The sequence below is a fragment of the Pseudomonas sp. N-1-13 genome, from assembly GCF_057787095.1.
Map to the genome: position 1 here is coordinate 1,508,917 of NZ_JBYNRI010000001.1, position 25,546 is coordinate 1,534,462.

Genomic DNA, 25,546 nt, shown 5'->3' on the forward strand with positions numbered 1-25,546 from the left:
TCATCGTCTGGAACTGAGCGATACAAGGGCAAAAAAAAGGTGTGGCCACCGACGCCACACCCTCGAAGAAACTGCTTTCAGACCGCCTTGGCCACCACCTTCGACCGAGGCGACAACAGACTCACCACCACGAAACTCACCAGCGCCACGCTCAGGCTGTAGTAGATCGGCGTATTGGCGTCCAGGCCGTCCTTGATCATGAAGAACAGCGCGGTCAAAAAGCCCAGCGACATGCTGGTGATCGCGCCGGCCGTGGTTGCGCGTTTCCAGTAGATGGCGCCGATCAGCGGAATCAGCATGCCGCCCACCAACAGGTTGTAGGCCAGGGTCAGGGCACTGATCACATCGCTCACCACCAGGGCGATGCCCAACACCACCACACCCAGCAGCAGGGTCGCGATGCGGTTTTCATGAACGTCGCCATTGCCGCTTTCACTACCCTGGCGCAGACGCGGCAGCAGGTCCTGGACCACAGTGGTGGAGGCTGCCAGCAGGCCGGCCGCGGCGGTGGACATCAAGGCCGCCAGGGCGGCGGCGATCACCAACCCGCGAATGCCGTTGGGCAGGCTGGTCTGGACGACGCTGGCAAAGGCGTTGTTGACGTTTTCCAGGTCCGGCAGCAATACCTTGGCCGCCATGCCGATCAAGGCCCCGGCCAGGCCATACAGCACGCAGTACAGGCCTGCGGCGGTACCGGCCACTTTCGCCACGCCTTCGCTACGGGCGGTGAACACCCGCTGCCAGATGTCCTGGCCAATGAAGATGCCGAAGAAGTAGATCAGGAAGTAGGTGAGGATGGTGTCCCAGCCAATCGCGGTGAAATCGAAGTAGCTGGCCGGCAAGGCCGCCACCATCGCGTCCCAGCCGCCCGCATCGCTGATGGACATCGGCATCAGCAGGAACACCAGGCCGACGGTCATGATCAAGAATTGCACGATGTCGGTGAGAGTCAGCGACCACATGCCGCCGATGGTGGAATACAGTACGACGACGCCGCCGCCCACCAGGATCGACACCCAGAACGGCAGGCCGAACAACACCTGCATCACCGTGCCGATGGCGATGGTCGAGGTGGCGCCGATCATCAACGCATAGACCAGCATGATCAGTGCACTGGCGTGGCGCGCGGCGGGGTTGTAGCGGCGCTCCAGCACTTGGGTCACGGTGTAGATCTTGAGTTTGAGCAACGGTTTGGCGAGGAACAGGCTCAGGCCGACGATGCCCAGGCCGATGGCGCCGCACAGCCAGAACCCGGAAATCCCGTGGACGTAGCCCAGCCGCACGGTGCCGATGGTGGAGGCGCCGCCCAGAACGGTGGCGGCCATGGTACCCAGGTAAAAGCCCGGGCCGAGGTTGCGCCCGGCGACCAGGTAGTCGTCACGAGTCTTGGCGCGGCGCATGCCGTACCAACCCAGGGCAATCATGCCGGTGGCATAGATGAGAACGACGATTAAATCCAAAGCCATGATGGCGTGTCTCCGATTGTCTTTTTTATAGTTAGGTCGAGATGGCGCCATGGACAGATGGAGTCGAGCGTTGCCGTTGTGGCGAGGGGATTTATCCCCGTTGGGCTGCGCAGCCGCCCCATGGCAGTCAACTCAATCTGTCGGGCACACTGATATGTCAGGGTTTGGGAGCGCTGCGCGCTCCAGCGGGGATAAATCCCCTCGCCACAGGTTCAGCGCTCGGTGAGACCGAACCCTTGCTACGCGGATCATCCGGCCCATACACCGCCGCCGGCTCGGGAAACAACCCAAGCAGCACCAGGTAAATCACCGAGGCCAGGCCCAGGGTCACCGGCAGGCCGATGTCGATGCCACCGGCCAGTTCGCCCAGCGGTCCGACGAACTGCCCAGGCAGGTTGACGAAGCACAGCCCCACCAGCGCGCTGGGAATCCAGGCCCCCAGGCCGCGCCAGTTCCAGCCGTGGCTGAACCAGTAGCGCCCGCCGGTTTCGCCACGGGTGAACACTTGCAGATCATCCGGGCAGTAGAAGCCGCGGCGTACCAGCAGGCCGATGATCATGATCACCATCCATGGTGTGGTGCAGGTGATGATCAGCACGGCGAAGGTCGATACGCTCTGCACCAGGTTCGCGGCGAAGCGCCCGATGAAGATGAAGGCAATCGACAGCACGCCGATCAGCAGCGTGGCCTTGACCCGTGACAGCACCCGTGGGAACACGCTGGACATGTCCAGCCCGGTGCCATACAGCGACGTGGTGCCGGTGGACATGCCGCCGATCACCGCGATCAGGCACACCGGCAGGAAGAACCAGCCCGGCGAAACCGCCAGCAGGCCGCCCACATAGTTATTGGCTGCGATGTAGTCCGGTGCCTTGATCGCCACGATGGTGGCCGTGGCAAGGCCGAACAGGAACGGGATCAGCGTCGCCAGTTGAGCGGCGATCACCGCCAGCATGATGCGTCGCTTGGGCGTGTTGCGCGGGATGTAACGCGACCAGTCACCCAGGAACGCGCCGAAGGAAATCGGGTTGCTCATGGCGACCAGTGCCGCGCCGATGAACGCCGCCCAGAAGCCCGGCTGGCCGAGGCCGACGGTGCCGGCGAACTGGCTGTCGAAGGCCGGCGCGAAGGCGACGATGCCCAGCAGAAACAGCAGGCTGGCGGCCCACACGGCGATGCGGTTGACCCACAACATGAAGCGAAAGCCGTAGATGCACACCGTCAATACCAGCAAGGCGAACAGGCCGTAGGCCAGGCCCAGGCTCAGGTCGGTTTCCGGCACACCGATCAAACGCTTGGCGCCACCGATCAACGCATCTCCCGAACTCCACACCGACAGGGAGAAGAACGCGATGGCCGTCAGCAGCGACAGGAACGAGCCGACGATCCGCCCGTGTACGCCGAAATGTGCCCCGGAGGACACCGCGTTGTTGGTGCCGTTGAGCGGGCCGAACAGGCCCATGGGCGCGAAGATGATCGAACCGAGCACCACCCCCAGCACAATCGCCCAGACCCCGGCCTGGAACGAGAGGCCGAACAGCACCGGGAAACTGCCGAGCACGGCGGTGGCGAAGGTGTTGGCACCGCCGAAGATCAGTCGAAACAGATCCGTCGGGCCAGCGGTTCGTTCATGGTCCGGGATCTGCTCGACCCCGTTGGTTTCGATTTGCGTAAGGCTTTTGTCGTTATTGTTATGCATGATCTGCTCCGATCATAAAGGCGCGCCCATCGTGTGCGAGCGTCGTCTGTTTGGCTAAGGGGGTGGCAGCCCTTCCGGCATAGCGGACAAATGTTCATGGCAGGCCAGCCATAGGCCCTGTTGTTCTTGTGTGCGTCCTTCCTGCTTGCGGAACAGAATGGTTTCGCGCTCCTGGCTAAAGTGTCGCTCCCCTTGCATGCGCAACTCGGTGGCCACGTCATGGATGAAAATCGCCACGTCCCCTTGCAGGCTGACGAAGGCGTTGCTCGAGGTACACGACAGCACCTCGAAGCCATCCTCGGACCGCCAGCGGTCCCACAACGCTTGGTAGGCATCGCGAGACAGCAGAGGTTGTTCGAGGGTGTAGAACACGAAACTCGCGTCGGGTGTGAAGGCGCCGAAGTAGGCGTCACGGTCATTGCGGGCGAAGGCCGACACCAGTTCAGCGGCGGCCTTGAGCACTTGAGCCTGATCGTTCATGACCGCGCCTCAGCGATGGACCACACCGGGCAGTACGCAGAGCATCTCGTACAGCAGGTTGGCGCCCAGCAGCGAGGTGTTGCCGGTGGTGTCGTAAGGCGGCGAGACTTCTACCAGATCGCAACCGACCAGGTCCAGGCCCTGGCAGCCACGCACGATTTCGATGGCCTGGATGGTGGTCAGGCCACCGATTTCCGGGGTGCCGGTGCCAGGGGCCCATGCCGGGTCGATGCCGTCGATATCGAAGCTCAGGTACACCGGGCCGCCGCCGACCTTCTCGCGGACTTCGGCCATCAGTGGGGCGAGGGATTTGTGCCAGCACTCTTCGGCCTGGACTACGCGGAAACCCTGGTTGCGGCTCCAGTTGAAGTCATCGGCGGTGTAGCCCTGGGCCCGCAGGCCGATCTGCACCACGCGGTCGCAATCGAGCAGGCCTTCTTCCACCGCGCGGCGGAAGGTGGTGCCGTGGGCGATTTTCTCCCCGAACATGTGATCGTTCACATCGGCATGGGCGTCGATGTGCACCAGGCCGACCTTGCCGTGTTTCTTGTGGATCGCCCGCAGGATCGGCAGGGTGATGGTGTGATCGCCGCCCAGGGTCAGGGGAATGACGTTGTGTTCCAGAATCTTGTGGTACGACTCTTCGATGATCCGCACGGCGTCCAGCAGGTTGAAGGTGTTGATCGGCACATCACCGATATCGGCCACCGACAACGAGTCGAACGGCGCGGCACCGGTGGCCATGTTGTAGGGACGGATCATTACCGATTCAGCGCGGATCTCGCGGGGCCCGAAACGGGTGCCGGCGCGCAGGGAGGTGCCGATGTCCAGCGGCACGCCGACGAAAGCAGCGTCCAGGCCGGCAGCGGTTTGTAAATGGGGGAGTCGCATCATGGTGGCGATGCCGCCGAAGCGCGGCATTTCGTTGCCGCCCAGTGGTTGGTGAAGAATCTTGTCCACGGGTAGGGCCTCATCGTTGTTTTATTTATCAGGGGCCGATTCTGCGAAAAGCCTGGGAGTGGAAGAATCGCTGGGGGCAAATACTTAGTTCAGATTTTTCTAAACTAATTCGGGATGGAGCGATAGACTCGCGATTGATCTCTGGGGGCAACACCATGCTTGCAAGCTGTGCAAGCAAAGCTGTGGGAGCAAAGCTTGCTCGCGACATAGGCGCCTCGGTTCCAAGGGGGAAACCGCGTTGACTTCATCGCGGGCAAGCCTTGCTCCCACAGATAAACCCCCTTGCCACAAAGTGTGCAGTGACCCGCCTGTATGGAGAGACCCCATGGCCAACGCTCTACCCGACCTGAAACTGTTGCGCATTTTCGTCAGCGTCGTGCGGCACCAGGGGTTCGCCAATGCCCAGCATGAGCTCAACCTTTCCACGTCGGCCATCAGCACCTACATGAGCCAGCTCGAATCGGCCCTGGGCCTGGTGTTGTGTCATCGTGGGCGGGGCGGGTTCAGCCTGACCAGCAAGGGCGAGTTGTTCCACCAGGAGACCCTGCGTCTGTTGGGCGAGCTTGAAGGGTTCGAGCAATACGCCGCCGCGCTGAAAGGCGAGTTGCGCGGCACGCTGAACCTGGGGGTGATCGATTCCACCGTCAGCGACAAAGCCCTGCCGTTCGCCGAAGCCATCGGCGCCTACAGCCAGGAGCATCCGGCAGTCCACCTGCACCTGTCGGTCATGAGCCCGTACGAACTGCAACTGGGCGTGCAGGACAACCGCCTGGACCTGGCCATCGGCGCGTTTTCCACGCGTATGAGCGGCCTGGTCTACATGCCGCTGTACCGTGAGCAGCACTGGTTGTATTGCAGCAACCGTCACCCGCTGTTCAACGAGCGGCGTATCCCCGAGCAACTCATCACCCAGCAGCGCATGGTCGGGCGCGGTTACTGGAGCCAGGCCGAACTGGCCCGCCACGGCTTCAAGCACAGCGCGGCGACGGTGGAGAGCATGGAGGCGCAGTTGATCCTGGTATTGTCCGGCGCCTACGTCGGCTATCTGCCCGAACACTACGCTCAGGCCTGGGTGGACAAGGGCGATTTGCGCGTGTTGCTGCCGGCCACTTTTGGTTATCAGGCACCGTTTTCGATGATCGTACGCCGTGGCCGCAGCCGTGAGCCGCTGATCCAGACTTTTCGCGATCTGCTCAAGGCGCAGCTCAACCAGGCCTGAGGTGCCGTCATGTCCAGAATTCATTGTCCGCGCTGCCACAGGCCGCAAAGTCATTGCCTGTGCCCGCTGATCCCCAGCCTCGACAGTCGCACCCGGGTGCTGTTGTTGCAGCATCCCAGCGAGGTGAACCATGCCCTGAACACCGCGCGGCTGGCGGCGTTGGGGCTCAATAATGCCGAGTTGATCGTGGGCGAGGTGTTCGAGGATTTGCCTGGGTTGCTCAATCAACCGGGTTATCAGGCGCGGCTTTTGTTTCCCGGCGAAGAGGCGCAGCCCATGCATGCTTATGCTCCGTCTGAGGATCCGCTACTACTGGTCGTCCCGGACGGCACCTGGCGCAAGGCGCGCAAGTTGCTGCACCTCAACCCTCTGTTGGCGGCGCTGCCGAGGGTGACACTGGCCGCGGGCAGTGTGTCTCGATACCGCTTGCGCAAGGCGCCAGGGCCAGGGGCGTTGTCGACGGTGGAGGCGGTTGTCCAGGCGCTGCAAACCCTTGAGGCACCGACCTGTTTTGAGCCGTTGCTGAGGCCGTTCGAAGCGTTGATCGAGGGGCAGATAGCGGCGATGGGGGAGGAGGTTTTTCGGCGTAATCATGCCGAGAAATGAGTGGTGCCTTTGCTGGCCTCATCGCGAGCAGGCTCGCTCCCACAGTTGATCTCCAGTGCATGCAAAAATCTGCTAACACCACAGATCCAATGTGGGAGCAAGCCTGCTCGCGATAGCGGCAGCACAATCAACCAAAGTCTCAGCTCAAGGTCTACCGCTCACGCATCGCCTCAGTCCGCGCCTTCAACACCGGCTTGAGCAGGTAATCCAGGACACTTTTCTCCCCGGTAATGATGTCCACCGTCGCCACCATCCCAGGAATGATCAACAACGGTTTGGCATCGCCGCCCAAGTGATTTTTATCTGTGCGCACCTGGATCAGGTAGAAGCTGTTGCCCTTGTCATCGGTGATGGTGTCGGCGCCGATCAGTTCGAGCCTGGCGCTCATCCCGCCGTAGATCGTGTAGTCATAGGCACTGAACTTGACCATGGCTTTCTGGCCCGGATGCAGGAAGGCCACGTCCTGGGGGCGGACCTTGGCTTCGATCAGTAGGTTGTCTTCCAGCGGCACGATTTCTGCCATGTCGCTGCCCGGCTGCACTACGCCGCCGATGGTGTTGACCTTGAGCTGCTTGATCACCCCATGTACCGGCGAGACCACGGTGGTGCGGGTCACGCGGTCGTCGATGGCAATGCTCGAAGCGGTGATTTTTGACAACTCCGTGCGTTTCTCATTGAGTTCCTTGGCCGCTTCGGAGCGAAAGGACTGTTCTGATTCGTCGATCTTGCTCTTGATCTCGTTGATCGCCGATTCGGCCCGAGGAATCGCCAGGGTGGTGGCGTTGAGCGAACCACGGATTTCCACTGCGCTGCGTTTGAGCCGCAGGATTTCCACCGGCGACACCGCCCCGGTGCGCACCAGTGGTGCCGACATGTTCATCTCTTCTTGCAGCAAGGCCAGGCTGGAACTGAACTGGCCCTGCTTGGAGCGAAACTCCGCCAGCTCCTGGGTTTTCTGGCGCAGTTGTTCGGACAGCGTCCGCTGTTCGCTGGCCAGGCGCCGCTGTCGTTGTTCATACAGCGAGCGTTCGTCCTCGGCCACTTGCGGGGCCTTGCTGATGACTTCAGCGGACAGTTCGAAAGGTCGGCCTTCGGCTTCGGCCGACAAGCGTTCGACCTGGGCGGTCAGAGCATAACGGTCGGCCTCGCTTTCGCCCTTGTTCGACAGAAACCGTGTGTCGTCCAGGCGTAGCAGGGTGTCGCCCTTGTTCACCATCTGCCCTTCGCGCACGAAAATCTCGGTGACGATGCCGCCCTCCAGGTTCTGGATTACCTGAATCTTGCTCGAAGGAATGGCCTTGCCTTCACCGGTGGTGACTTCCTGCAAGACTGCCAGTTTGGCCCACACCAACGCGGTGATGATCAGTCCGGCCGCCAGCCATACCGTGACCCGCGAGCGACGGGGTGAGTCCTGCAGCGCGGCACCGGCGGTTTCCGGCATGAACTCGCTTTCGGCGCTTTTGCTGAAACTGCCGAAGTAGCTTCGGGCCGCTGAATCGGGTGTTTGAGCAGACATGGGCGATACCCGTCAGTTAGAAAAAATAAAGCCGAACACATACCTGTGGCTTGAGGGGGTTATCTGTGGGAGCAAGGCTTGCCCGCGATGAAGCTAATGCGGTCTCACTGGAACCGAGGCGCCTGTATCGCGGGCAAGCCTTGCTCCCACAGGTTGCGGTGTTGTTTCTATACCGCCGCAGACCCCACCCGTCCTTTACGCAGTGCATCGATCACCGCTTCCTTCGGCCCATCGGCCACAATCCGGCCGCTGTCCAGCACCACCAGCCGATCCACCAGGCTGAGCATCGACGTGCGGTGGGTCACCAGCAGCACCGTTTTGCCCTGCACATGGGTATGGAGCTTTTGCCGCAACACGTCTTCGCTGCTGTTGTCCATGGCGCTGGTGGGTTCGTCCAGCAGCAGGATCGGCGGGTCGAGCAACAGGGCTCGGGCCAGTAGCACGGCCTGGCGTTGCCCACCGGAGAGCAACTGCCCGCGCTCGCCCACCGGGCGGTCGAAGCCCTGGGGATGCTGGCGGGCCAGTTCGGTAACGCCGGTCAGTTCCGCCACTTCCAGCATGCGTGCATCGCTGATGTAGCGGGCGCCGAGGGTGAGGTTGTCCCGCAGGCTGCCGGCCAGCAGCGGCAGGTCATGGGCGACATAGCCGATCTGCTGGCGCAGATCCGCCACGTCCAGTTGCCGAAGGTCGAGCCCATCGAGCAGCAACTGGCCTTCCTGGGGCTCATAAAACCCCATCACCAGGCGCGCCAGGGTGCTCTTGCCCGAGCCACTGCGACCGATAATCCCGACCCGTTCGCCGGGCTTGAGGCTGAAGCTCACATTCGCCAGCGCCGGGGCGTTCTGGCCGTTGTAATGGAAGGTCACGCCGCTGACGTCCAGCGCACCCTGCAATTGGGTGCGATCCAGCGGCCGTTGTTTGGCATCGCGCTCCTGGGGCAGCGCCATCAGCGCATCGGTGCTGCGCATGGTCAGTTGGGCCTGCTGGTAGCGGGTGATCAGCCCGGCGATCTGCCCCAGCGGCGCCAGCACCCGGCTGCCGAGCATGTAGGTCGCCACCAGCGCGCCGACGCTGAGGTTACCGGCGATGATGCTGTAGACCCCGGCGACGATGGTCGCCATGCCGGCCAGTTGTTGCAGGAACAGCGTACCGTTGGTGGCCAGCGCCGAGAGGCTGCGGGCGTGGCTGTCCAGGCGGGTGAGGGCGCCGTGGGTGCTTTCCCATTGATGCTGGCGCTCGCTTTCGGCGCTGCAAGCCTTGAGGGTTTCCAGGCCGCCGAGGGTTTCAATCAGCAATGCCTGGCGCTGGGCGCCCAGGGCCAGGCTTTTTTGCACGGTGTCACGCAGGCGTGCCTGGATGATCATGGCGAAAATAATGGTGAGCGGAAAAGCCACCACCGGAATCACCACCAGCCAGCCACCCAGCAACCCGATCACCACCAGCATCAGCACGGCGAAGGGCAGGTCGATCAGGCTGGTGAGGGTGACAGCGGTCAGGAATTCGCGCAGACCCTGGAAGTCATGGATGCTTTGGGCGAACCCGCCGATGGTCACCGGTTTGGCCTTCATCGCCATGCCGGTGATGCGTTCGAACAGGGTCGCGGAGAGGATCACGTCGGTTTTCTTGCCGGCGGTGTCCAGCAGATGGGCGCGCACCACGCGCAAAACCAGTTCGAAACCCGTGCCGATCAACAGCCCCACGGCCAGCACCCACAACGTCGATGTGGCCTGGTTCGGCACCACGCGGTCGTAGGTCTGCATGACGAACAACGGCACCATCAGCCCCAGCAGGTTGATCAGCAAACTTGCCAGGATCGCGTCGCTGTACAGCCAGCGCGACAGTTTCAAGGTGTCACGAAACCAGGCCTCGACCCGTGGAACCAAGGGCGCGCGCAGGTCTTCGAGTTCATGGCGCGGCCGGGCGAACAAAGCCTGGCCGCTGTAGACGGCGCTCAGTTCGTCGCGGCTGACCCACTGCTCGCCGCCATCGGCTTCGCTGGGCAGGATCAGCGCCTGGCCGTCCTCGCTCCAGCGCCGCAACACGGCGCAACGACCACCGGCCAGAATCAGCATCACCGGCAGGTTGAGTGGCGAAATATCGGCCAGCTCTCGGCGCAGCAAGCGCGCCTGCAAACCGGCCCGGGCCGCTGCGCGCGGCAGCAGGTCCAGGCTCAGACGTTGGTGCGCCATTGGAAGCCCGGCGCCAAGGCTGGCGCGGCTGACTGTCGCGCCATGGAGTTTGCAGAGGATCAACAGACCGTCAAGCAAGGGATCATCGACATTCAGCCGCGGATCGGTGCTGAGGGTTGCGGGTTCCATGCTGGTCACATTGATCGCTCCCATTTTTTTGGGGGGCTACTTCAGTTCGGGCAGCCGCGCTTCGTTTTTGACTTCTGTTTGAGCGACCGCGTCGGCCGGCAGCACCACGCGCTGTTTGCTCAACAGCTGGCCCATGTTCGCCAATACCCGATACATCGAGTATTCCTCGGTGTAGCGCACTTCGGTGTAGCGACGGTTGGCGTTGTACAGCTCGTTTTCGCTATCGAGCACATCGAGCAGGGTCCGCTGGCCGAGACCGAACTGATCCTGATAGGCGGCGCGTACACGGGAAGTGGTTTCGGCATATTCCCGGGCGGTGGGGGTCTGCTTGCGGGCGTTGAGCATCGCGTTCCAGGCCAGGCGGGTGTCTTCGTTGAGCTGGCGCAGGGCGTTGTTGCGGATGTCCATGGCCTGGTTGATCTGGTGGGCATTGGACGCCAACCGCGCCTTGTCGCTGCCGCCGCGGAACAGGTTGTAGTTCATCACCACGCCGACCCGCCAGTTGTTGTCGTGGCCTTCTTCGCCGCCGAGGTTGTTATTGGCGCCCACCGCCGCCTCGGCGTCGAACCGCGGATAGAACGGCGACTTGGCCACTTCATACTGGCTTTCGGCGGACTGTACGTCGGCCTGGGCCGATTTCAGGTACGGGTTGTTATCCACCATGCTTTGCTGGGCTTGGCGCAGGTCAGCGGGCATCTCGCCTTTGGTCGAGGGCGGTGTTTCCAGCTCATCGGGCATGCGTCCGACCACGCTGTAGAAGTTAGCCTCGGCGTCGGCCAGATCGACCTGGGCGGTGTCGTAGTTGTTTTCCGCCAGGGCCCGGCGAGCATTGGACTGATCGGAGTCGGCCGTACTGCCCACGCCACGCTCGGTGCGCAGGCCGATCTGGTCGTTGACGCGCAGGTGAGCTTGCAGGTTGTTCTTGGCCAGGGTCACCAGCTCGCGACGCTTGAGCACTTCCAGGTAAACCTCGATGGTGCGCAGCGCCAGGTCCTGGGCGGTGCCTTGGGCGTAGTAGGCCCGGGAATTGACCACGCCTTTGGTGCGTTCCACTTCATTGGCGGTGTTGAACCCGTCAAACAGCATCTGCCGCAGGCGCAGCTCCGACTGGGTGTAAGTCAGGATATTGGTGTGGTGATTGCCCAGCGCCCGGGTGTTGGTGTTGTCACTGTAGCCGCGCCCGTAGCCGGCATTAAGGTCCACCGACGGGAAGAACCCCCCTCTGGCGACCTTGACGTCTTCATTGGCCGACAGACGGCTATCGACCCGTTGCGCCAGTTCCGGGTGAGTAGCAATGGTGCTCTGGATCGCTTCGGTCAACGACATGGCCTGCGCTGAAGAAGAGCAGGCCATGGCCAGCAAAACCGCGCTGCAGAGGGGGGAAAGAACGCGCATGGGGTGCATCTCCTAAGGTCTGTTGTGCTTCGCTGTCGCCAAAATATTGACGTATTTAAGATCAAAACCGTTTCAAGCTTGTAACAACACAGCTAAGAACATCCTGCGCAAAACCTAAGAAGAATTTCTCATAAGACTTATGCCAAAAAAAACTTATGTGCTTGGAAAAAAGCGGCACATTGTTCAAAGCGAAAGCCTTTGAATCTGCGGGTCCTGACGGATTTTGGGCGTCAATAAAGTTCCATAATCATTTTGAAGCGATGTGAAGAGGTGCCGAAAAGGACGACTTGAAAGGCGATTTTAAGTGACGGTTTTTTGTCATTGTGGCGAATAGCTAGCGCCTTTTACGTCCCCGAAAGCTGGCAGATTTTCCAGATTCCCTGGCTGCCAACCCGAGCACCAATTCTTCACCCAGACAGGTGCCGACTGCGGTTGGCAACGGAGGAATGCACATGGCAGCGCTCATCGGTACCGTCAGCAAGGTGGTAGGACAGGTTTTCGCAGAAGCCGTCGGCGGTCTGCGGCGACCTCTGGTTGAAGGTGATCGGCTCTATGCCGGTGAGCACCTGATCACCGGGGCCGAAGGGGCGGTGGCTGTGCAGTTGCAAAACGGCAAGGAGTTGACCCTGGGCCGCGGAAGTGACCTGACGCTCAGCCCGCAATTGCTCGCCAACCAGGCCTCTGCTAGCGATACGCCTGAGGCCACCACCCCCAGTGATGCGCAACTGACCGATGTGCAAAAACTGCAACAAGCCATCGCCGCCGGCGCTGACCCGACCCAGACCGGCGAGGCGACGGCTGCAGGCGCCGAGGGCGGTAATCCGGGGGGCGTGGGTGGCGGGCACAGTTTTGTGTTGCTGGAAGAGGTCGGCGGGGAGGTCGATCCGCAGATCGGTTTTCCCACCGCCGGGTTCAACGGGATACCCGAGTTTCCAGACCTGCGTCTGGCCGGTGATCCGGATGACGGCGACGACGATGCAATCGTGCCACCGGTAGACCCTGAAACCCCGGACAACCCCGTTACCCTTGATGGCTTGACCGTGGATGGCGGTGAATTGACCGCCAATGAGGCGAACCTGTCTGACGGTTCCGCCAGCAATCCTGGCGCGCTGGTGCAAAGCGGCAGTTTCACCATTTCCGCGCCCGATGGGCTGAGCAGCCTGAGTATCGGTGGAATCGCCGTGATCACCGGTGGCGTGCCCGCAGGTTTTCCCCAATCCATCACCTCGGCGCTGGGCAACACGTTGACCATCACCGGTTACAACCCCGCGACCGGTGTGGTCAGCTACAGCTATACCCTGACGGACAATGAAAGCCATCCCGCCGGGGGCGGGGCCAATACCATCAGCGAGCAGTTCCCCGTCGTGGCCGTCGACAGCGATGGCGATACAGCTACGGGGACCCTGGACGTCAACATCACCGACGACGTACCCCAGGCGATTGACGACAGCCACGCCAGCACCGCATCGGAAAGTCTTGTCACGCTCACCGGCAACGTCTTGCCCAACGACCACCAAGGTGCCGACCGCATCCCCACCGGTCCTGACAGCGGGCCGATCATTGGCGGCACGTTCACCGGCACCTACGGCACCCTGGTGCTGAACCCCAACGGCACGTACACCTACACCCTCAACACCAGCGACCCGCAATTCGTGGCGTTGCACGGCGGCGGAAGTGGCACTGAAACCTTCACCTACACCCTGACTGACGCCGACGGCGATACCAGCACCGCCAATCTGGTGTTGCAGGTGCACAACAACGACGACCCGGTGATCATCGAAGGTTTGGACACCGAAGGCGGTGAGCTGAGCCTTCAGGAGAAAAACCTCAGCGACGGCACCAGCCCGGACGCTCCAGCGCTGACCCAAAGCGGCACCTTCACCATCACCGCGCTGGACGGTGTACAGACCCTGAGCGTGGGCGGCATCAATGTCGTCACGGGCGGTGTTGCGGCCGGTTTCCCACAGTCCATCACCACGGCCTTGGGCAACACACTGACCATCACCGGCTTCAACGCCGTCACGGGCGTGGTGAGTTACAGCTACACCTTGCTGGACAACGAAGCCCACGCAAACGCCAACGGCGCCAACAGCCTTAGCGAGCAATTTGCCGTTGTGGTCACCGACGACAACGGCACCACGGCCACTGGCAATCTGGACGTGAATATCGTTGATGATGTGCCTCAAGCCGTGGACGACAGCAACGCCGGCACCGCCTCGGAAACCAACCTGACCCTGACGGGCAGCGTGCTGACCAATGACACCGAAGGCGCGGATCGTGTGGCGTCCGGCCCGGTTACGCCCGGTACCTTCACTGGCACTTACGGTACGCTGGTTCTCAACGCTGACGGTTCCTACACCTACACGCTCAACACCGCCGACGCCGACTTCAAAGGCCTGCACGGCGGCGGCAGCGGTAGCGAAACCTTCACCTACACCCTGACCGACGCCGACGGCGATACGAGCACCGCCAACCTGGTGCTACAGGTACACAACAACGACGACCCGGTGATCATCGAAGGCTTGGACACCGAAGGCGGTGAGCTGAACCTTCAGGAGAAAAACCTCAGCGACGGCACCAGCCCGGACGCTCCAGCGCTGACCCAAAGCGGCACCTTCACCATCACCGCGCTGGACGGTGTACAGACCCTGAGCGTAGGTGGCATCAATGTCGTCACGGGCGGTGTTGCGGCCGGTTTCCCACAATCCATCACTACGGCCTTGGGCAACACGCTGACCATCACCGGCTTCAACGCCGCCACGGGTGTGGTGAGTTACAGCTACACCTTGCTGGACAACGAAACCCACGCAAACGCCAGCGGTGCCAACAGCCTTAGCGAGCAATTTGCCGTCGTGGTCACCGACGACAACGGCACCACGGCCACCGGCAACCTGGATGTGAATATTGTTGATGATTTGCCCACCGCCCATGCTGATTCCGCCTCGGTGGACGAAGGCGGGACGGTCAGCGGCAACGTCCTGAACAACGATGTGGGCGGTGCCGATGGACCCGCCGCAAGCGGCGCGGTGATCGGTGTGCGTGCTGGCAGCGACACCTCAACCTCGGCGGTTGGCGGCCTCAACACCCAGATCAACGGCACCTACGGCTATCTCACGCTGGACGCCAATGGCAACGCCGTTTACCACAGCAACCCGAACACCGTCAGTGCACCCGGTGCCACCGACGTATTCACCTACACCGTGCGCGATGCCGACGGCGATGAAAGCACCACCACCATCACCATCGATGTCTACCACAGCTGCCTCGTCGCTGAAACCGATCAGGACATCACCGTCTACGAAAAAGCCCTGGACCTGAATCAGGACGGTCAGGACCTGGCTCCCGGTACCGTCACCGGCAGCGCGCCGAACGCTACCACTGAAACGGCCAGCGGTAGCCTGGTCGGCTCGGTCACAGGTGCAATCGGCGCCGTCACCTTCGCCCTGGTAGGCAACGCCACCGGTGCCTACGGCCAGTTGCTGCTCAACCCGGACGGTTCCTACACCTACACCCTGACCTCGCCAGCCACCACCGCACCTTCGGCCAACGATGGTCCGAATGTCCTGAGTGAAAGCTTTACCTATCAAGCCACCGATTCGCTGGGCAATACCGTCACCAGCACCATCGTTATCAACATCGTTGACGACGTACCCAACGCCCATGCCGATTTGGCTTCGGTAGTGGAGGGCGGCACGGTCAATGGCAATGTGCTGGACAACGACGTGCTCGGCGCCGACGGTGGCGCAGTGATCGGCGTACGTGCCGGCAACGACACTTCAACCCCTGCAACAGGCGGCCTCAACACCCAGATCAACGGCACCTACGGCTATCTCACGCTGGACGCCAATGGCAACGCCGTTTACCACAGCAACCCGAACACCGTCAGTGCACCCGGTGCCACTGACGTATTCACCTACACCGTGCGCGATGCCGACGGCGATGAAAGCACCACCACCATCACCATCGATGTCTACCACAGCTGCCTCGTCGCTGAAACCGATCAGGACATCACCGTCTACGAAAAAGCCCTGGACCTGAATCAGGACGGTCAGGACCTGGCTCCCGGCACCGTCACCGGCAGCGCACCGAACGCTACCACTGAAACGGCCAGCGGTAGCCTGGTCGGCTCGGTCACAGGTGCAATCGGCGCCGTCACCTTCGCCCTGGTAGGCAACGCCACCGGTGCCTATGGGCAACTGCTGCTCAACCCCGACGGTTCGTACACCTACACCCTGACCTCGCCAGCCACCACCGCACCTTCGGCCAACGATGGTCCGAATGTCCTGAGCGAAAGCTTTACCTATCAAGCCACCGATTCACTGGGCAATACCGTCACCAGCACCATCGTTATCAACATCGTTGACGACGTGCCCAACGCCCATGCCGATTTGGCTTCGGTGGTGGAGGGCGGCACGGTCAATGGCAATGTGCTGGACAACGACGTGCTCGGCGCCGACGGTGGCGCAGTGATCGGCGTACGTGCCGGCAACGACACTTCAACCCCTGCAACAGGTGGCCTCAACACCCAGATCAACGGCACCTACGGCTATCTCACGCTGGACGCCAATGGCAACGCGGTCTACCACAGCAACCCGGACGCCGTCGGCGCGCCGGGGGCCACTGACGTATTCACCTACACCGTGCGCGATGCCGACGGCGATGAAAGCACCACCACCATCACCATCGATGTCTACAACAGTTGCCTCGTCGCTGAAACCGATCAGGACATTACCGTCTACGAAAAAGCCCTGGACCTGAATCAGGACGGCCAGGACCTGGCCCCCGGTACCGTCACCGGCAGCGAGCCGAGCGCCACCAGCGAAACCGCCAGCGGTAGCCTGGTCGGTTCGGTGACTGGTGCCAGTGGTGCGCTGACGTTCAGTCTGGTGGGCAACGCCACCGGCGCCTACGGCCAGTTGTTGCTCAACCCCGATGGCTCGTACACCTACACGCTGACTTCGCCCGCCACGACGGCGCCCAACGCCAACGACGGCCCGAATGTATTGAGCGAAAGCTTCACCTACCAGGCCACGGACGCCTTGGGCAACAGTGTCACCGGCAACCTGGTGGTGAGCATCGTCGACGACGTGCCCATGGCCGTCGCGTCCGAGCGTTCGGTGACGGCGGTGGAGATCGACTCGAACCTGTTGATCGTGCTCGATGTGTCCGGGAGCATGGCCGACCCCTCGGGTGTACCGGGGCTCTCGCGGCTGGACCTGGCGAAACAGGCCATCAGTGCCTTGCTCGATAAATACGACGATCTGGGGGATGTGAAAGTCCAGCTCGTGACCTTCAGCAGCAGCGCCACCGACCAGACTTCCGTATGGGTGGACGTGGCGACCGCCAAGTCGCTCCTCTCCGGCCTGTCAGCGGGCGGTGGGACCAACTACGATGCGGCGGTAGCGGCGGCCAAGACCGCGTTTGTCACCTCGGGGCAACTGACCGGAGCACAGAACATTGGCTACTTCTTCTCCGACGGCAAGCCCACGACGGGCCAGGGGATTGATGCGGCGGACGAAGCGGCGTGGAAAGCATTCCTCGACGCCAACGGCATCAAGAACTACGCCATCGGCCTGGGCGGCGGGGTCAGTGACACTCACCTCGACCCGCTGGCCTACGACGGCAGCACCCACACCGACACCGACGCGGTGCTGGTCACCGACCTGAACCAGCTCAACTCGGTGCTCTCCGGCACCGTGCAGGGTGTGCCCGTCACTGGCAGCCTGCTGGGCGAGGGCGGCTCGTTCGGCGCCGACGGCGGGTTTGTCAAAAGCCTGGTGGTCGATGGCACCACCTACAGCTACGATCCGGCCGCCAACGCCGGACAGGGTGCGCTGACCGCCAGCGGCGGGGCCAACCATGGCACCTTCAACACCGCCAACAACACGCTGAGTATCGCCACCGACCACGACGGCACGCTGGTGGTGAATCTCGACACCGGCGAGTACAGCTACACCTCCCAGACCGCCACCAGCGCATTGATCACCGAGACCATCGGCTTCACTGTCAGCGACAACGACGGCGACCTGGCCAGTTCCAGCCTGGTGGTTAAGGTTCTCCCCAACAGCCCGCCCGTGGCAGTCGACGACAACATCATCACCAACGTCCTGTCGGGCAACATCGTGATCCCGGGAGAAATGCTGCTGGGCAACGACAGCGACGCCAACGGCGACCCGCTCACGGCGTCGCCCACCGGCTTCAACACCGGCTGGGTTGCCAGGGGCGCAGACTTCACCGGCAGTACCGGCACGGTCAGCTTCACCGGTAACAACGTGCAGTCGATCAACCTCAACCGCGGCGCTTTTGTCGCCAATGCCGCGACCATGACCGCGGTGCTGGTGGTCAGCGGTGCGCTGGGGATGGTGTCCAACCACAACACCAACGATGAAGACCGGCTCAACATCAGCCTCAAGCAGGGGGAAACCCTCACCCTGGACCACAACCTGGCGGCCGGACGGATCGCCCTGGAGTACTCCCTCAACGGCGGGCCTTTCATTGCGATCACCGACGGTGCCTCGTTCACCGCGGCGGCCGATGGCAACTACCAGATCCACGTCACCAACATCGCCAATGGCAGTGGTGGCAACCCCAACGGCGCGGAAAACTACCAACTGACCTTGACCGTCAACTACGCCGGCGCCCAGGACAGCACGCCGGATTACCATGGCAGCTACACCGCCAGCGACAATCACGGTGGCAGCGACAGCGCAGCGGTCGGCATCAGCTATCAGGCAGGCCACACCCTGACGGGCACGACCGGAGACGACGTGCTGATCGCCGGCGAGGGGGACAACATCCTCAGCGCGGGTGACGGCAACGACATACTCAGCGCCGGTTCGGGCAACAACGTCTTGCATGGCGAGGCGGGCAACGACTTGCTCTACAGCGGCGCCGGCAACGACCTGCTCGACGGTGGCACCGGCAACGACACCGCCAGCTACGCCCACGCCAGTGCCGGGGTTACGGTGAACCTGGGTCTGTTAGCCGCGCAAAACACCGTGGGCGCCGGCATCGACACCCTGGCGGGCATCGAAAACCTGGTCGGCTCGAACTTCAACGACACCCTCACCGGCGATAGTGCCAGCAACCGCATCAACGGCGGCCTGGGCGACGACGTGCTCAATGGCGGTGGTGGCGATGACGTGTTGATCGGCGGCCTGGGCAACAACACCCTGACCGGAGGCAGCGGCGCTGATACCTTCCAATGGCAGGTGGGCAACAGCGGCCATGACCTGGTCACGGACTTCACCCCAGGCCTCGACAAACTTGACCTGTCGCAACTGTTGCTGGGGGGAAACGGCAGCAGCGCGTCCCTGGACGATTACCTGCACTTCAGCGTCACCGGCAGTGGTGCGTCGGTCATGACCAGCATCGACGTCAGCTCCACGGCCGGCGCCGCGCCGAACCAGACCATCGATCTGGCCGGCGTCAACCTCGCCAGCTACTACGGCGTCACACCGGGCGTGGACGGCATGATCGCCGGCGCGGATACGGCGACCATCATCAACGGAATGTTGAATGATCACTCGTTGAAGGTGGACACCGTGTGAGGTGAACTGAAACAACAAAACCCGTCATGTTCAAATAGGATATGGCGGGTTTTGTGTTTTTGAGGGGATGCACGCTTTTCGGGTGAAGGACATCCATACTCCTGTGGCGAGGGAGCTTCGCGCCGACTTCAGGGCTTATGCAGGGTTTTTTGCTTGAGGATATAAACCGTCACCAGCACCGCACTGGTCAGCATGAATGCCCGCGCCCACGGCAGGGGCACTAGGTAGCAGGACAACAGGATGCTCACCCACATCAGCCCGATGGCGTAGACCTTGCCCTTGAGCGGGATGCCGTTGCCGCTGAGGTAGTCAGCGATCCAGGGCCCGAGCCGCGGATGGCCCACCAGCCAGCGATAGAAGCGTGGCGAGCTGCGGGCGAAGCAGGCCGCGGCCAGTAGCAGGAAAGGGGTAGTGGGCAATACGGGAATGAAGATCCCGATGACCCCCAGCACCACGCTCAACCAGCCAATGGCCAGCAGAACGTAGCGCAGGATCAGCGAGCGGTTACCGATGGGCGCGGGCACCCGGTGGCTCAGTGGTGGCGCGGCTTGAGGATCGCCGGTTTCTCGTCCGGGGCGTTGCACAGTAGGTACAGGGCGGTGAGGGCTTCAGGGATCTGCACGATCATGTCGTCCATCAGGTTCGCGTCGGCGGCGATGTCGGAAAACTCCGGTTGCTCGTCGAACAGACCGGAACCGACCATGATCGGCAGCAGCATTTCGCTGACTTCTTCCTCGGCGGTTTCGAACCAGGCGGCTTCGCGCAGGAACACGCCTTCCATGAAACCGATGCACCAGCCACGCAGTTCCGAATCGTCCGGGTCATCGCCCAGGTCCAGCTCGCATGGCAATTCGAATTCTTCGTCGGAAGCCAACTGACGGGCGATGTGGGCCTTGAGCAACACCAGCGTGGTTTCGATGACCTCACGCTCGGCATCGTCGGCGTAATGCGGCTCTTCGGCGAACAGCGCGTCGATCCACTCACGCTCCGGCACCTGTTCGGAGCAGATGGACAGGGCGGTCAGGTAGCCGTGAGCGGCCACGTAATCCAGCGCCTCTTCGTGCAGCTCATCGGCGTCGAGGAAGACTTGCAGGCGGGTCAGTTGCTCAGCGAAGGACATTACAGGCTACCTTGGGGAATAAACAATGCGGGAATTCTAGGCCTTCTTGAGCGCCCAGGCCAGCCGCGTGGTGTATTTGCCTCTCCAATGCCCGGGGTGGACACAAATTTGCGCTCGCCCACAGATCAAATGTGGGAGCGAGCCTGCTCGCGATAGCGGTGGAGCAGCTTGCATTGATGTTGAATGGGCCGATGTCATCGCGAGCAGGCTCGCTCCCACAGGGACTGATGGCAACCGGAAGACCCCCGACACCTCTTGTCAGCATCACCCTTTACAACGAAACCCGACACCTCTTGTCAGCATCACCCTTTACAACGAAACCCTCGGGTATACTGCCGCGTTTTGTGATGCCCTGCGGCGTCCCGGCGTTTCGAAACGCGCACTTACGATTTGCCGGTGCAGTGTTTTTGATTCTGAACCAGCCTTGCAGGGATGTTTCGGTGATTTTTGGAGTTTTTATGCTCGAACAGGCTCAACGCGTCCTCAAGGACATCTTCGGCTACGACAGTTTTCGTGGCCGTCAGGGTGCCATTATTGAGCGCGTGGCCAGCGGTGGCGATGCTCTGGTGCTGATGCCCACCGGCGGCGGCAAATCGTTGTGCTTCCAGGTGCCGGCGCTGTTGCGCAACGGCCTGGCGGTAGTGGTCTCGCCGCTGATTGCGTTGATGGACGACCAGGTCGCGACCCTTGAAGAGCTGGGGGTTGCAGCCGCTTCGCTGAACTCGACCCTCAGCGCCGAGCAGCAACGGGACCTGGCGGCGCGAATCAAGCGCGGTGAAATAAAAATGCTCTACCTGGCCCCGGAACGCCTGGTGCAGCCGCGCATGCTGGCGTTCCTGCAGAGCCTGGAAATCTCTCTGTTTGCCATCGACGAAGCCCACTGTGTGTCCCAATGGGGCCACGACTTCCGTCGCGAGTACCTGCAACTGGGGCAACTGGCCGAACTGTTTCCCGACGTGCCACGCATCGCCCTGACCGCCACCGCCGACAAACGCACCCGCGAAGAAATCGTCGAACGTCTGCACTTGCAGAACGCCGAGCGCTTCCTTTCCAGCTTCGACCGACCCAACATTTTCTACCGCATCGTGCCCAAGGAGCAGCCGCGCAAGCAGTTGCTGGCGTTTATTGCCGAGCGGCGCAGCGATGCCGGCATCGTTTATTGCCTGTCGCGCAAAAAGGTCGATGAAGTGGCGGCGTTTCTCTGCGAACAAGGCTTTCCGGCATTGCCGTATCACGCCGGCCTGCCCAATGACCTGCGGGCCTACCATCAGAAGCGCTTCCTCAATGAGGAAGGCCTGATCATGGTGGCCACCGTGGCGTTTGGCATGGGCATCGACAAGCCCAACGTGCGTTTCGTCGCGCACTTGGACCTGCCCAAATCCCTCGAGGCGTATTACCAGGAAACCGGGCGCGCCGGCCGTGATGGTTTGCCGGCGGACGCGTGGATGGCCTACGGCCTGCAAGACGTGGTGATGCTCAAGCAGATGCTGCAGAACTCCGAGGGCGACGAGCGCCACAAGCGTCTTGAGCAGCATAAGCTCGACGCCATGCTTTCGCTGTGCGAAGAGACCCGCTGCCGGCGCCAGACCTTGCTGGCTTATTTCGATGAAGACATGCCCCAGCCTTGCGGACATTGCGATAACTGCGTCGACGGCGTGGAAACCTGGGACGCCACCGAGCCGGCCCGCCAGGCGTTGTCGGCGATTTATCGCACCGGCCAGCGCTATGGCGTGGGGCATCTGGTGGACGTGCTGCTGGGCAAGGACAACGAAAAGGTGCGCAGCTTTGGCCACCAGCATCTTTCGGTGTTCGGTGTGGGCAAGGCACGCACGGAAAGTGAGTGGCGTTCATTGTTCCGCCAGCTCGTGGCCCGCGGGCTGGCCGATATCGACCTGGAAGGCTACGGCGGCCTGCGCCTGAGTGCGAGTTGCCGGCCGTTGCTCAAAGGCGAGGTCTCCCTTGAACTGCGCCGTGATCTCAAGCCGGCAACGGCGATCAAGAACAGCAAGAGCCAGGCCAGCCAACTGGTGCGCGGCGAAGAGCGCGACCAGTGGGAAGCCTTGCGCGCCTTGCGTCGCAAGCTGGCCGAAGAGCATGGCGTGCCGCCGTATGTGATCTTCCCCGACTCGACGCTGCTGGAAATGCTCCGCAGCCAACCCACCTCCCTGGCGGAAATGGCCCGGGTCAGTGGCGTGGGCGCGCGCAAGCTGGAGCGTTACGGCGAAGCCTTCCTCCAAGTGCTGGGCGGCGAGGTCGAGGCGCCGAAAGCGGTGGCCGATGTTCGTCACGAATTGATCACCCTGGCCCGCGCCGGCATGACCCCGTTGCAGATTGCCGGACAACTGCAATGCTCGGAAAAGAACGTTTATACGATGCTGGCCGAGGCCATCGGCAAGCAGCAGTTGTCTTTGGAGCAGGCGTTGGATTTACCCGAGGAGTTGATGGGCGAGGTGCAGGATGCGTTTCTGGACGGCGAAGGCGAGTTGCCAGCGGTGTCGGAAGTTGCAGCACTGTTTGTCGGTCGGGTTCCGGAAGGAGTCCTGTATTGTGTCAGGGCTGCGTTGCAGTCGGAATTTGAAGTCTGATCAGTGAGTTACCTTCCTTTAACGATTCACTACAGGGTAAACCTTGCCTGAATCCGAAGCTCATGCTTAGCTGACTAATAATTAGTTTTTCTCTATTTCAGATCTGATGAGTTTTTTTATGCCGTTAACCGATCAACACCGTTTTGGCATGCAGTTGGCGCAAATGTCTCGAGGCTGGCGTGCCGAGCTGGATCGTCGCCTGGCCGGGTTGGGTCTGTCTCAGGCCCGCTGGCTGGTGCTGTTGCACCTGGCCCGTTTCGAACAGGCGCCGACCCAGCGCGAACTGGCCCAGAGTGTCGCTGTCGAAGGCCCGACCCTGGCCCGGTTGCTTGACAGCCTGGAAGCTCAGGGCCTGGTGCAGCGTCAGGCCGTGGCCGAGGATCGTCGTGCCAAGAAAATTGTGCTTTGTGCACCGGCGCTGCCGCTGATCGAACAGATCGAAACCATTGCCACGCAACTGCGCCGCGAGTTGTTCGAGGGGGTCGATGAAGCCGACATGCGCGTGTGCATGCGGGTCCATGGCACGATTCTGGCCAATCTGGAAAAATCCTGAGGCATATCCCAGGCATCAGACTTTTGAGATTCGGCGGTTCGCGAACTATAACCAGTACTTAGGCGCTCAGTCTGGTAATCAAAAGGGATGCCCATGCTTGTAAGTTTGCAGTTCACGTTGCGCAGTTGGCTCAACGTGTTGGTAGTCGTGGCAGCCATGGGGTATTCGGCTTTGGCATCGGCGCTGGGGCTTGGGGAGATCACCCTCCATTCCGCCCTGAATCAGCCGTTGCGTGCCGATATCGCCCTGGTCGATGTGACCGGGGTAAGTGAAAGCGATTTGTCGGCCAGCCTGGCGAGCGCGGACGATTTCAGCCGTGCCGGCGTGGAGCGGGTGTTCTATCTCAATAGCTTGCGCTTCACGCCAGTGCTGCGCGGCGAGCGCGGCTACATTCGGGTGACCTCCAGCAAACCGGTGGAGGAACCCTTCCTCAATTTCCTGGTGCAGCTCAATCAACCCAACGGGCGTCTGCTGCGCGAATACACCGTGCTGATCGACCCACCGGGCACGCCGGGTATCGTACCGGCGCGGGACGAGCCTTCCGCCGCGGCCCAGGCAACGCCTGCGGTCAAGCCGCCTGCGGCTACTCAAGGCAAGCGCTATACCGTCGTGCAGGGAGACAACCCCTGGTCCATCGCCAAACGCCTGCATGACGCCGGCAGCAATGCTTCGGTCAATGAGCTGATGCAGGGCATCCAGGCCCTGAACCCCGGCAGTGACCGGCTTTCCGTGGGCCAGCGTTTATTGCTGCCCGATTCTGCGGTGCTGCCATCAGCGACAGAAACGGCTGCCGCCCCGGCCTCCGCCGTGTCCGACGAGCAACTGGCCGCCAGCGTGCTGCAAAACGAGCAGCAACAAAAAACCATCGAGCAACTGCAGGCGCTGCTCCAATCCCAGGACGAAGAAATCGCGAGTCAGCGCCAGCAGATCAGCGAGTTGCAGACACAACTGGCCGAGCTCGCGCCAGCCCCTGCCGAATCTGCGCAGCCGGAGTCGGTGCCAGCCGCATCACCCGCGCCGCCAGATCAAGCACAACCCGTCACAGAACCGGTCCCGGAACCAGAGGAGGGCATTAACTGGTTGTGGATAACGGCGCTGGTGGGGCTGTTGGGGTTGCTCGGGTTATTGCTGTTTCTTCGTCGACGGCAGCAAGAACAGGCGGAAATGGAGCCTCTGCCCGAGCGTCCTGAACCGATGCTGGAAGACGACACCCAAACCTACGCTTCGACCGCCGACACGGAACAACCTGAGGCCGCCACGTCGTTCAGTAACGGTGATGCACCTTTGGGGGACGTGCTGGAAGGGGTCGGGATTTACCTGACCTACGGTCGTTTCACCGAAGCGGCGGGATTGCTGCGCGCCGCGCTGCTGACAGAGCCCGCGCGCACCGACCTGGGCCTCAAGTTGCTGGAAGTGCTGGGCAAGCAGGGCGATACCATCGGTTTCCAGGCCCAGGAACATCATTTGTTGGCGCAGGGCATTGACGTCAGCACACTCGAAGAAATCCGCGGGCGTTATCCGAAGGTCGCCGCGGTGGCCGCGCCCATGGTCACAGAACCTCAGCCGCCGCTGACTGACGTCGCTCCTGCGTCCAGTGACGAGTTCGAACTCGATCTGGATGCGCTGTCCATGGAAACCAGTTGGGACCTTGCCGAGCCGCAGCACAGCACCACTGAAAAAACACCTGTTGCGCCCGAAGGCTTTGGGGACTTGTCGCTTTCGAGTTTCGACGCGCCGGACCTGCAGTGGAGCGCACCTTCGGAAACCGAATCGCTGGACGATGCATTTCTCGACGGGTTTGCCGATGAAGAGCAGTCGCTGGAACTGGAGCCGATGGTCCTCGAGCCTGTCCACCAAGAGCCTCAGGTACCGGAACACTCCGACAAGCTGGAGCAGGCGCAGAACTGCATTGACGATGGCGATCTGAAAACCGCCGTCGCACTGCTGGAAGAGTTGCTCGAAGAGGGCAACGAACCTCTCAGGCAAACCGCGCGCGTGCTCCTGGCGGGGATTCGCTGAAGTCCTTTATTAGTGAGCCTGCCGGCCCCTTCGCGAGCAGGCTCGCTCCCACAGGGGATT

Annotated in this window: 15 protein-coding genes; 6 read left to right on the forward strand and 9 right to left on the reverse strand. The window is 62.0% G+C overall.

The window, feature by feature from the left end; all coding sequences use genetic code 11:
• Positions 1–77: 77 nt before the first annotated feature.
• The 4 genes from AC3I65_RS06980 to speB form a co-directional block, all read right to left on the reverse strand.
• Positions 78–1,466: a sodium:solute symporter family protein gene (locus AC3I65_RS06980; protein WP_281459445.1), complete on the reverse strand. Its 1,389-nt coding sequence runs from the start codon at positions 1,464–1,466 to the stop codon at positions 78–80.
• A gap of 157 nt (positions 1,467–1,623) precedes the next feature.
• A complete protein-coding gene (locus AC3I65_RS06985; RefSeq protein ID WP_488524300.1) occupies positions 1,624–3,168 on the reverse strand; it encodes a purine-cytosine permease family protein in 1,545 nt (514 codons plus the stop codon).
• 51 nt (positions 3,169–3,219) lie between these two features.
• Positions 3,220–3,645 (reverse strand): YybH family protein, encoded by a 426-nt coding sequence (locus AC3I65_RS06990; protein ID WP_076385888.1) that lies wholly within the window; start codon positions 3,643–3,645, stop codon positions 3,220–3,222.
• A 9-nt stretch (positions 3,646–3,654) separates the two neighbouring features.
• On the reverse strand, positions 3,655–4,605 hold the full coding sequence (gene speB / locus AC3I65_RS06995; RefSeq protein WP_003198979.1) for an agmatinase: 951 nt from the start codon (positions 4,603–4,605) through the stop codon (positions 3,655–3,657).
• A gap of 325 nt (positions 4,606–4,930) precedes the next feature.
• On the opposite strand from speB, the gene AC3I65_RS07000 reads away from it, so the two are divergent.
• Together AC3I65_RS07000 and AC3I65_RS07005 are read left to right on the forward strand one after the other, a co-directional pair.
• A complete protein-coding gene (locus tag AC3I65_RS07000; protein ID WP_047227898.1) occupies positions 4,931–5,824 on the forward strand; it encodes a LysR family transcriptional regulator in 894 nt (297 codons plus the stop codon).
• A gap of 9 nt (positions 5,825–5,833) precedes the next feature.
• Positions 5,834–6,430 carry a tRNA-uridine aminocarboxypropyltransferase gene (locus AC3I65_RS07005; protein WP_076385886.1) on the forward strand — a complete coding sequence of 199 codons (597 nt, stop codon included), beginning with the start codon at positions 5,834–5,836 and terminating at the stop codon, positions 6,428–6,430.
• Positions 6,431–6,581: 151 nt separating this feature from the next.
• On the opposite strand, the gene AC3I65_RS07010 is transcribed toward AC3I65_RS07005, so the two are convergent.
• The 3 genes from AC3I65_RS07010 to AC3I65_RS07020 form a co-directional block, all read right to left on the reverse strand.
• Complete coding sequence (locus AC3I65_RS07010) at positions 6,582–7,946, reverse strand: HlyD family type I secretion periplasmic adaptor subunit (protein WP_047227896.1); 1,365 nt, start codon at positions 7,944–7,946, stop codon at positions 6,582–6,584.
• 167 nt (positions 7,947–8,113) lie between these two features.
• A complete protein-coding gene (locus AC3I65_RS07015) occupies positions 8,114–10,273 on the reverse strand; it encodes a type I secretion system permease/ATPase (RefSeq protein ID WP_160891876.1) in 2,160 nt (719 codons plus the stop codon).
• A 27-nt stretch (positions 10,274–10,300) separates the two neighbouring features.
• Positions 10,301–11,659, reverse strand: coding sequence for a TolC family outer membrane protein (locus AC3I65_RS07020; protein ID WP_107322109.1), 1,359 nt, complete (start codon positions 11,657–11,659; stop codon positions 10,301–10,303).
• A 452-nt stretch (positions 11,660–12,111) separates the two neighbouring features.
• Here AC3I65_RS07020 and AC3I65_RS07025 point away from each other — a divergent pair, with 452 nt between their 5' ends.
• Entirely contained in the window at positions 12,112–19,209 is a 7,098-nt protein-coding gene (locus tag AC3I65_RS07025) for a retention module-containing protein (protein WP_488523581.1), read from the forward strand.
• Between the two features lie 128 nt (positions 19,210–19,337).
• Here the strand turns inward: AC3I65_RS07025 and AC3I65_RS07030 are convergent, their stop codons facing one another.
• Positions 19,338–19,733 (reverse strand): YbaN family protein, encoded by a 396-nt coding sequence (locus AC3I65_RS07030; protein WP_047226199.1) that lies wholly within the window; start codon positions 19,731–19,733, stop codon positions 19,338–19,340.
• A gap of 8 nt (positions 19,734–19,741) precedes the next feature.
• Positions 19,742–20,329, reverse strand: a complete 588-nt coding sequence (locus AC3I65_RS07035; protein WP_047226200.1) for a UPF0149 family protein — start codon at positions 20,327–20,329, stop codon at positions 19,742–19,744.
• Between the two features lie 458 nt (positions 20,330–20,787).
• On the opposite strand from AC3I65_RS07035, the gene recQ reads away from it, so the two are divergent.
• The 3 genes from recQ (at position 20,788) to AC3I65_RS07050 (ending at position 25,486) form a co-directional block, all read left to right on the forward strand.
• Positions 20,788–22,914 (forward strand): DNA helicase RecQ, encoded by a 2,127-nt coding sequence (gene recQ, locus AC3I65_RS07040; RefSeq protein ID WP_288913507.1) that lies wholly within the window; start codon positions 20,788–20,790, stop codon positions 22,912–22,914.
• Between the two features lie 118 nt (positions 22,915–23,032).
• The gene (locus tag AC3I65_RS07045) at positions 23,033–23,467 is read left to right on the forward strand and encodes a MarR family transcriptional regulator (RefSeq protein ID WP_047226202.1); all 435 of its coding nucleotides are present in this window, start codon (positions 23,033–23,035) and stop codon (positions 23,465–23,467) included.
• A gap of 93 nt (positions 23,468–23,560) precedes the next feature.
• Complete coding sequence (locus tag AC3I65_RS07050) at positions 23,561–25,486, forward strand: FimV/HubP family polar landmark protein (RefSeq protein ID WP_488523582.1); 1,926 nt, start codon at positions 23,561–23,563, stop codon at positions 25,484–25,486.
• Positions 25,487–25,546: the final 60 nt, after the last annotated feature.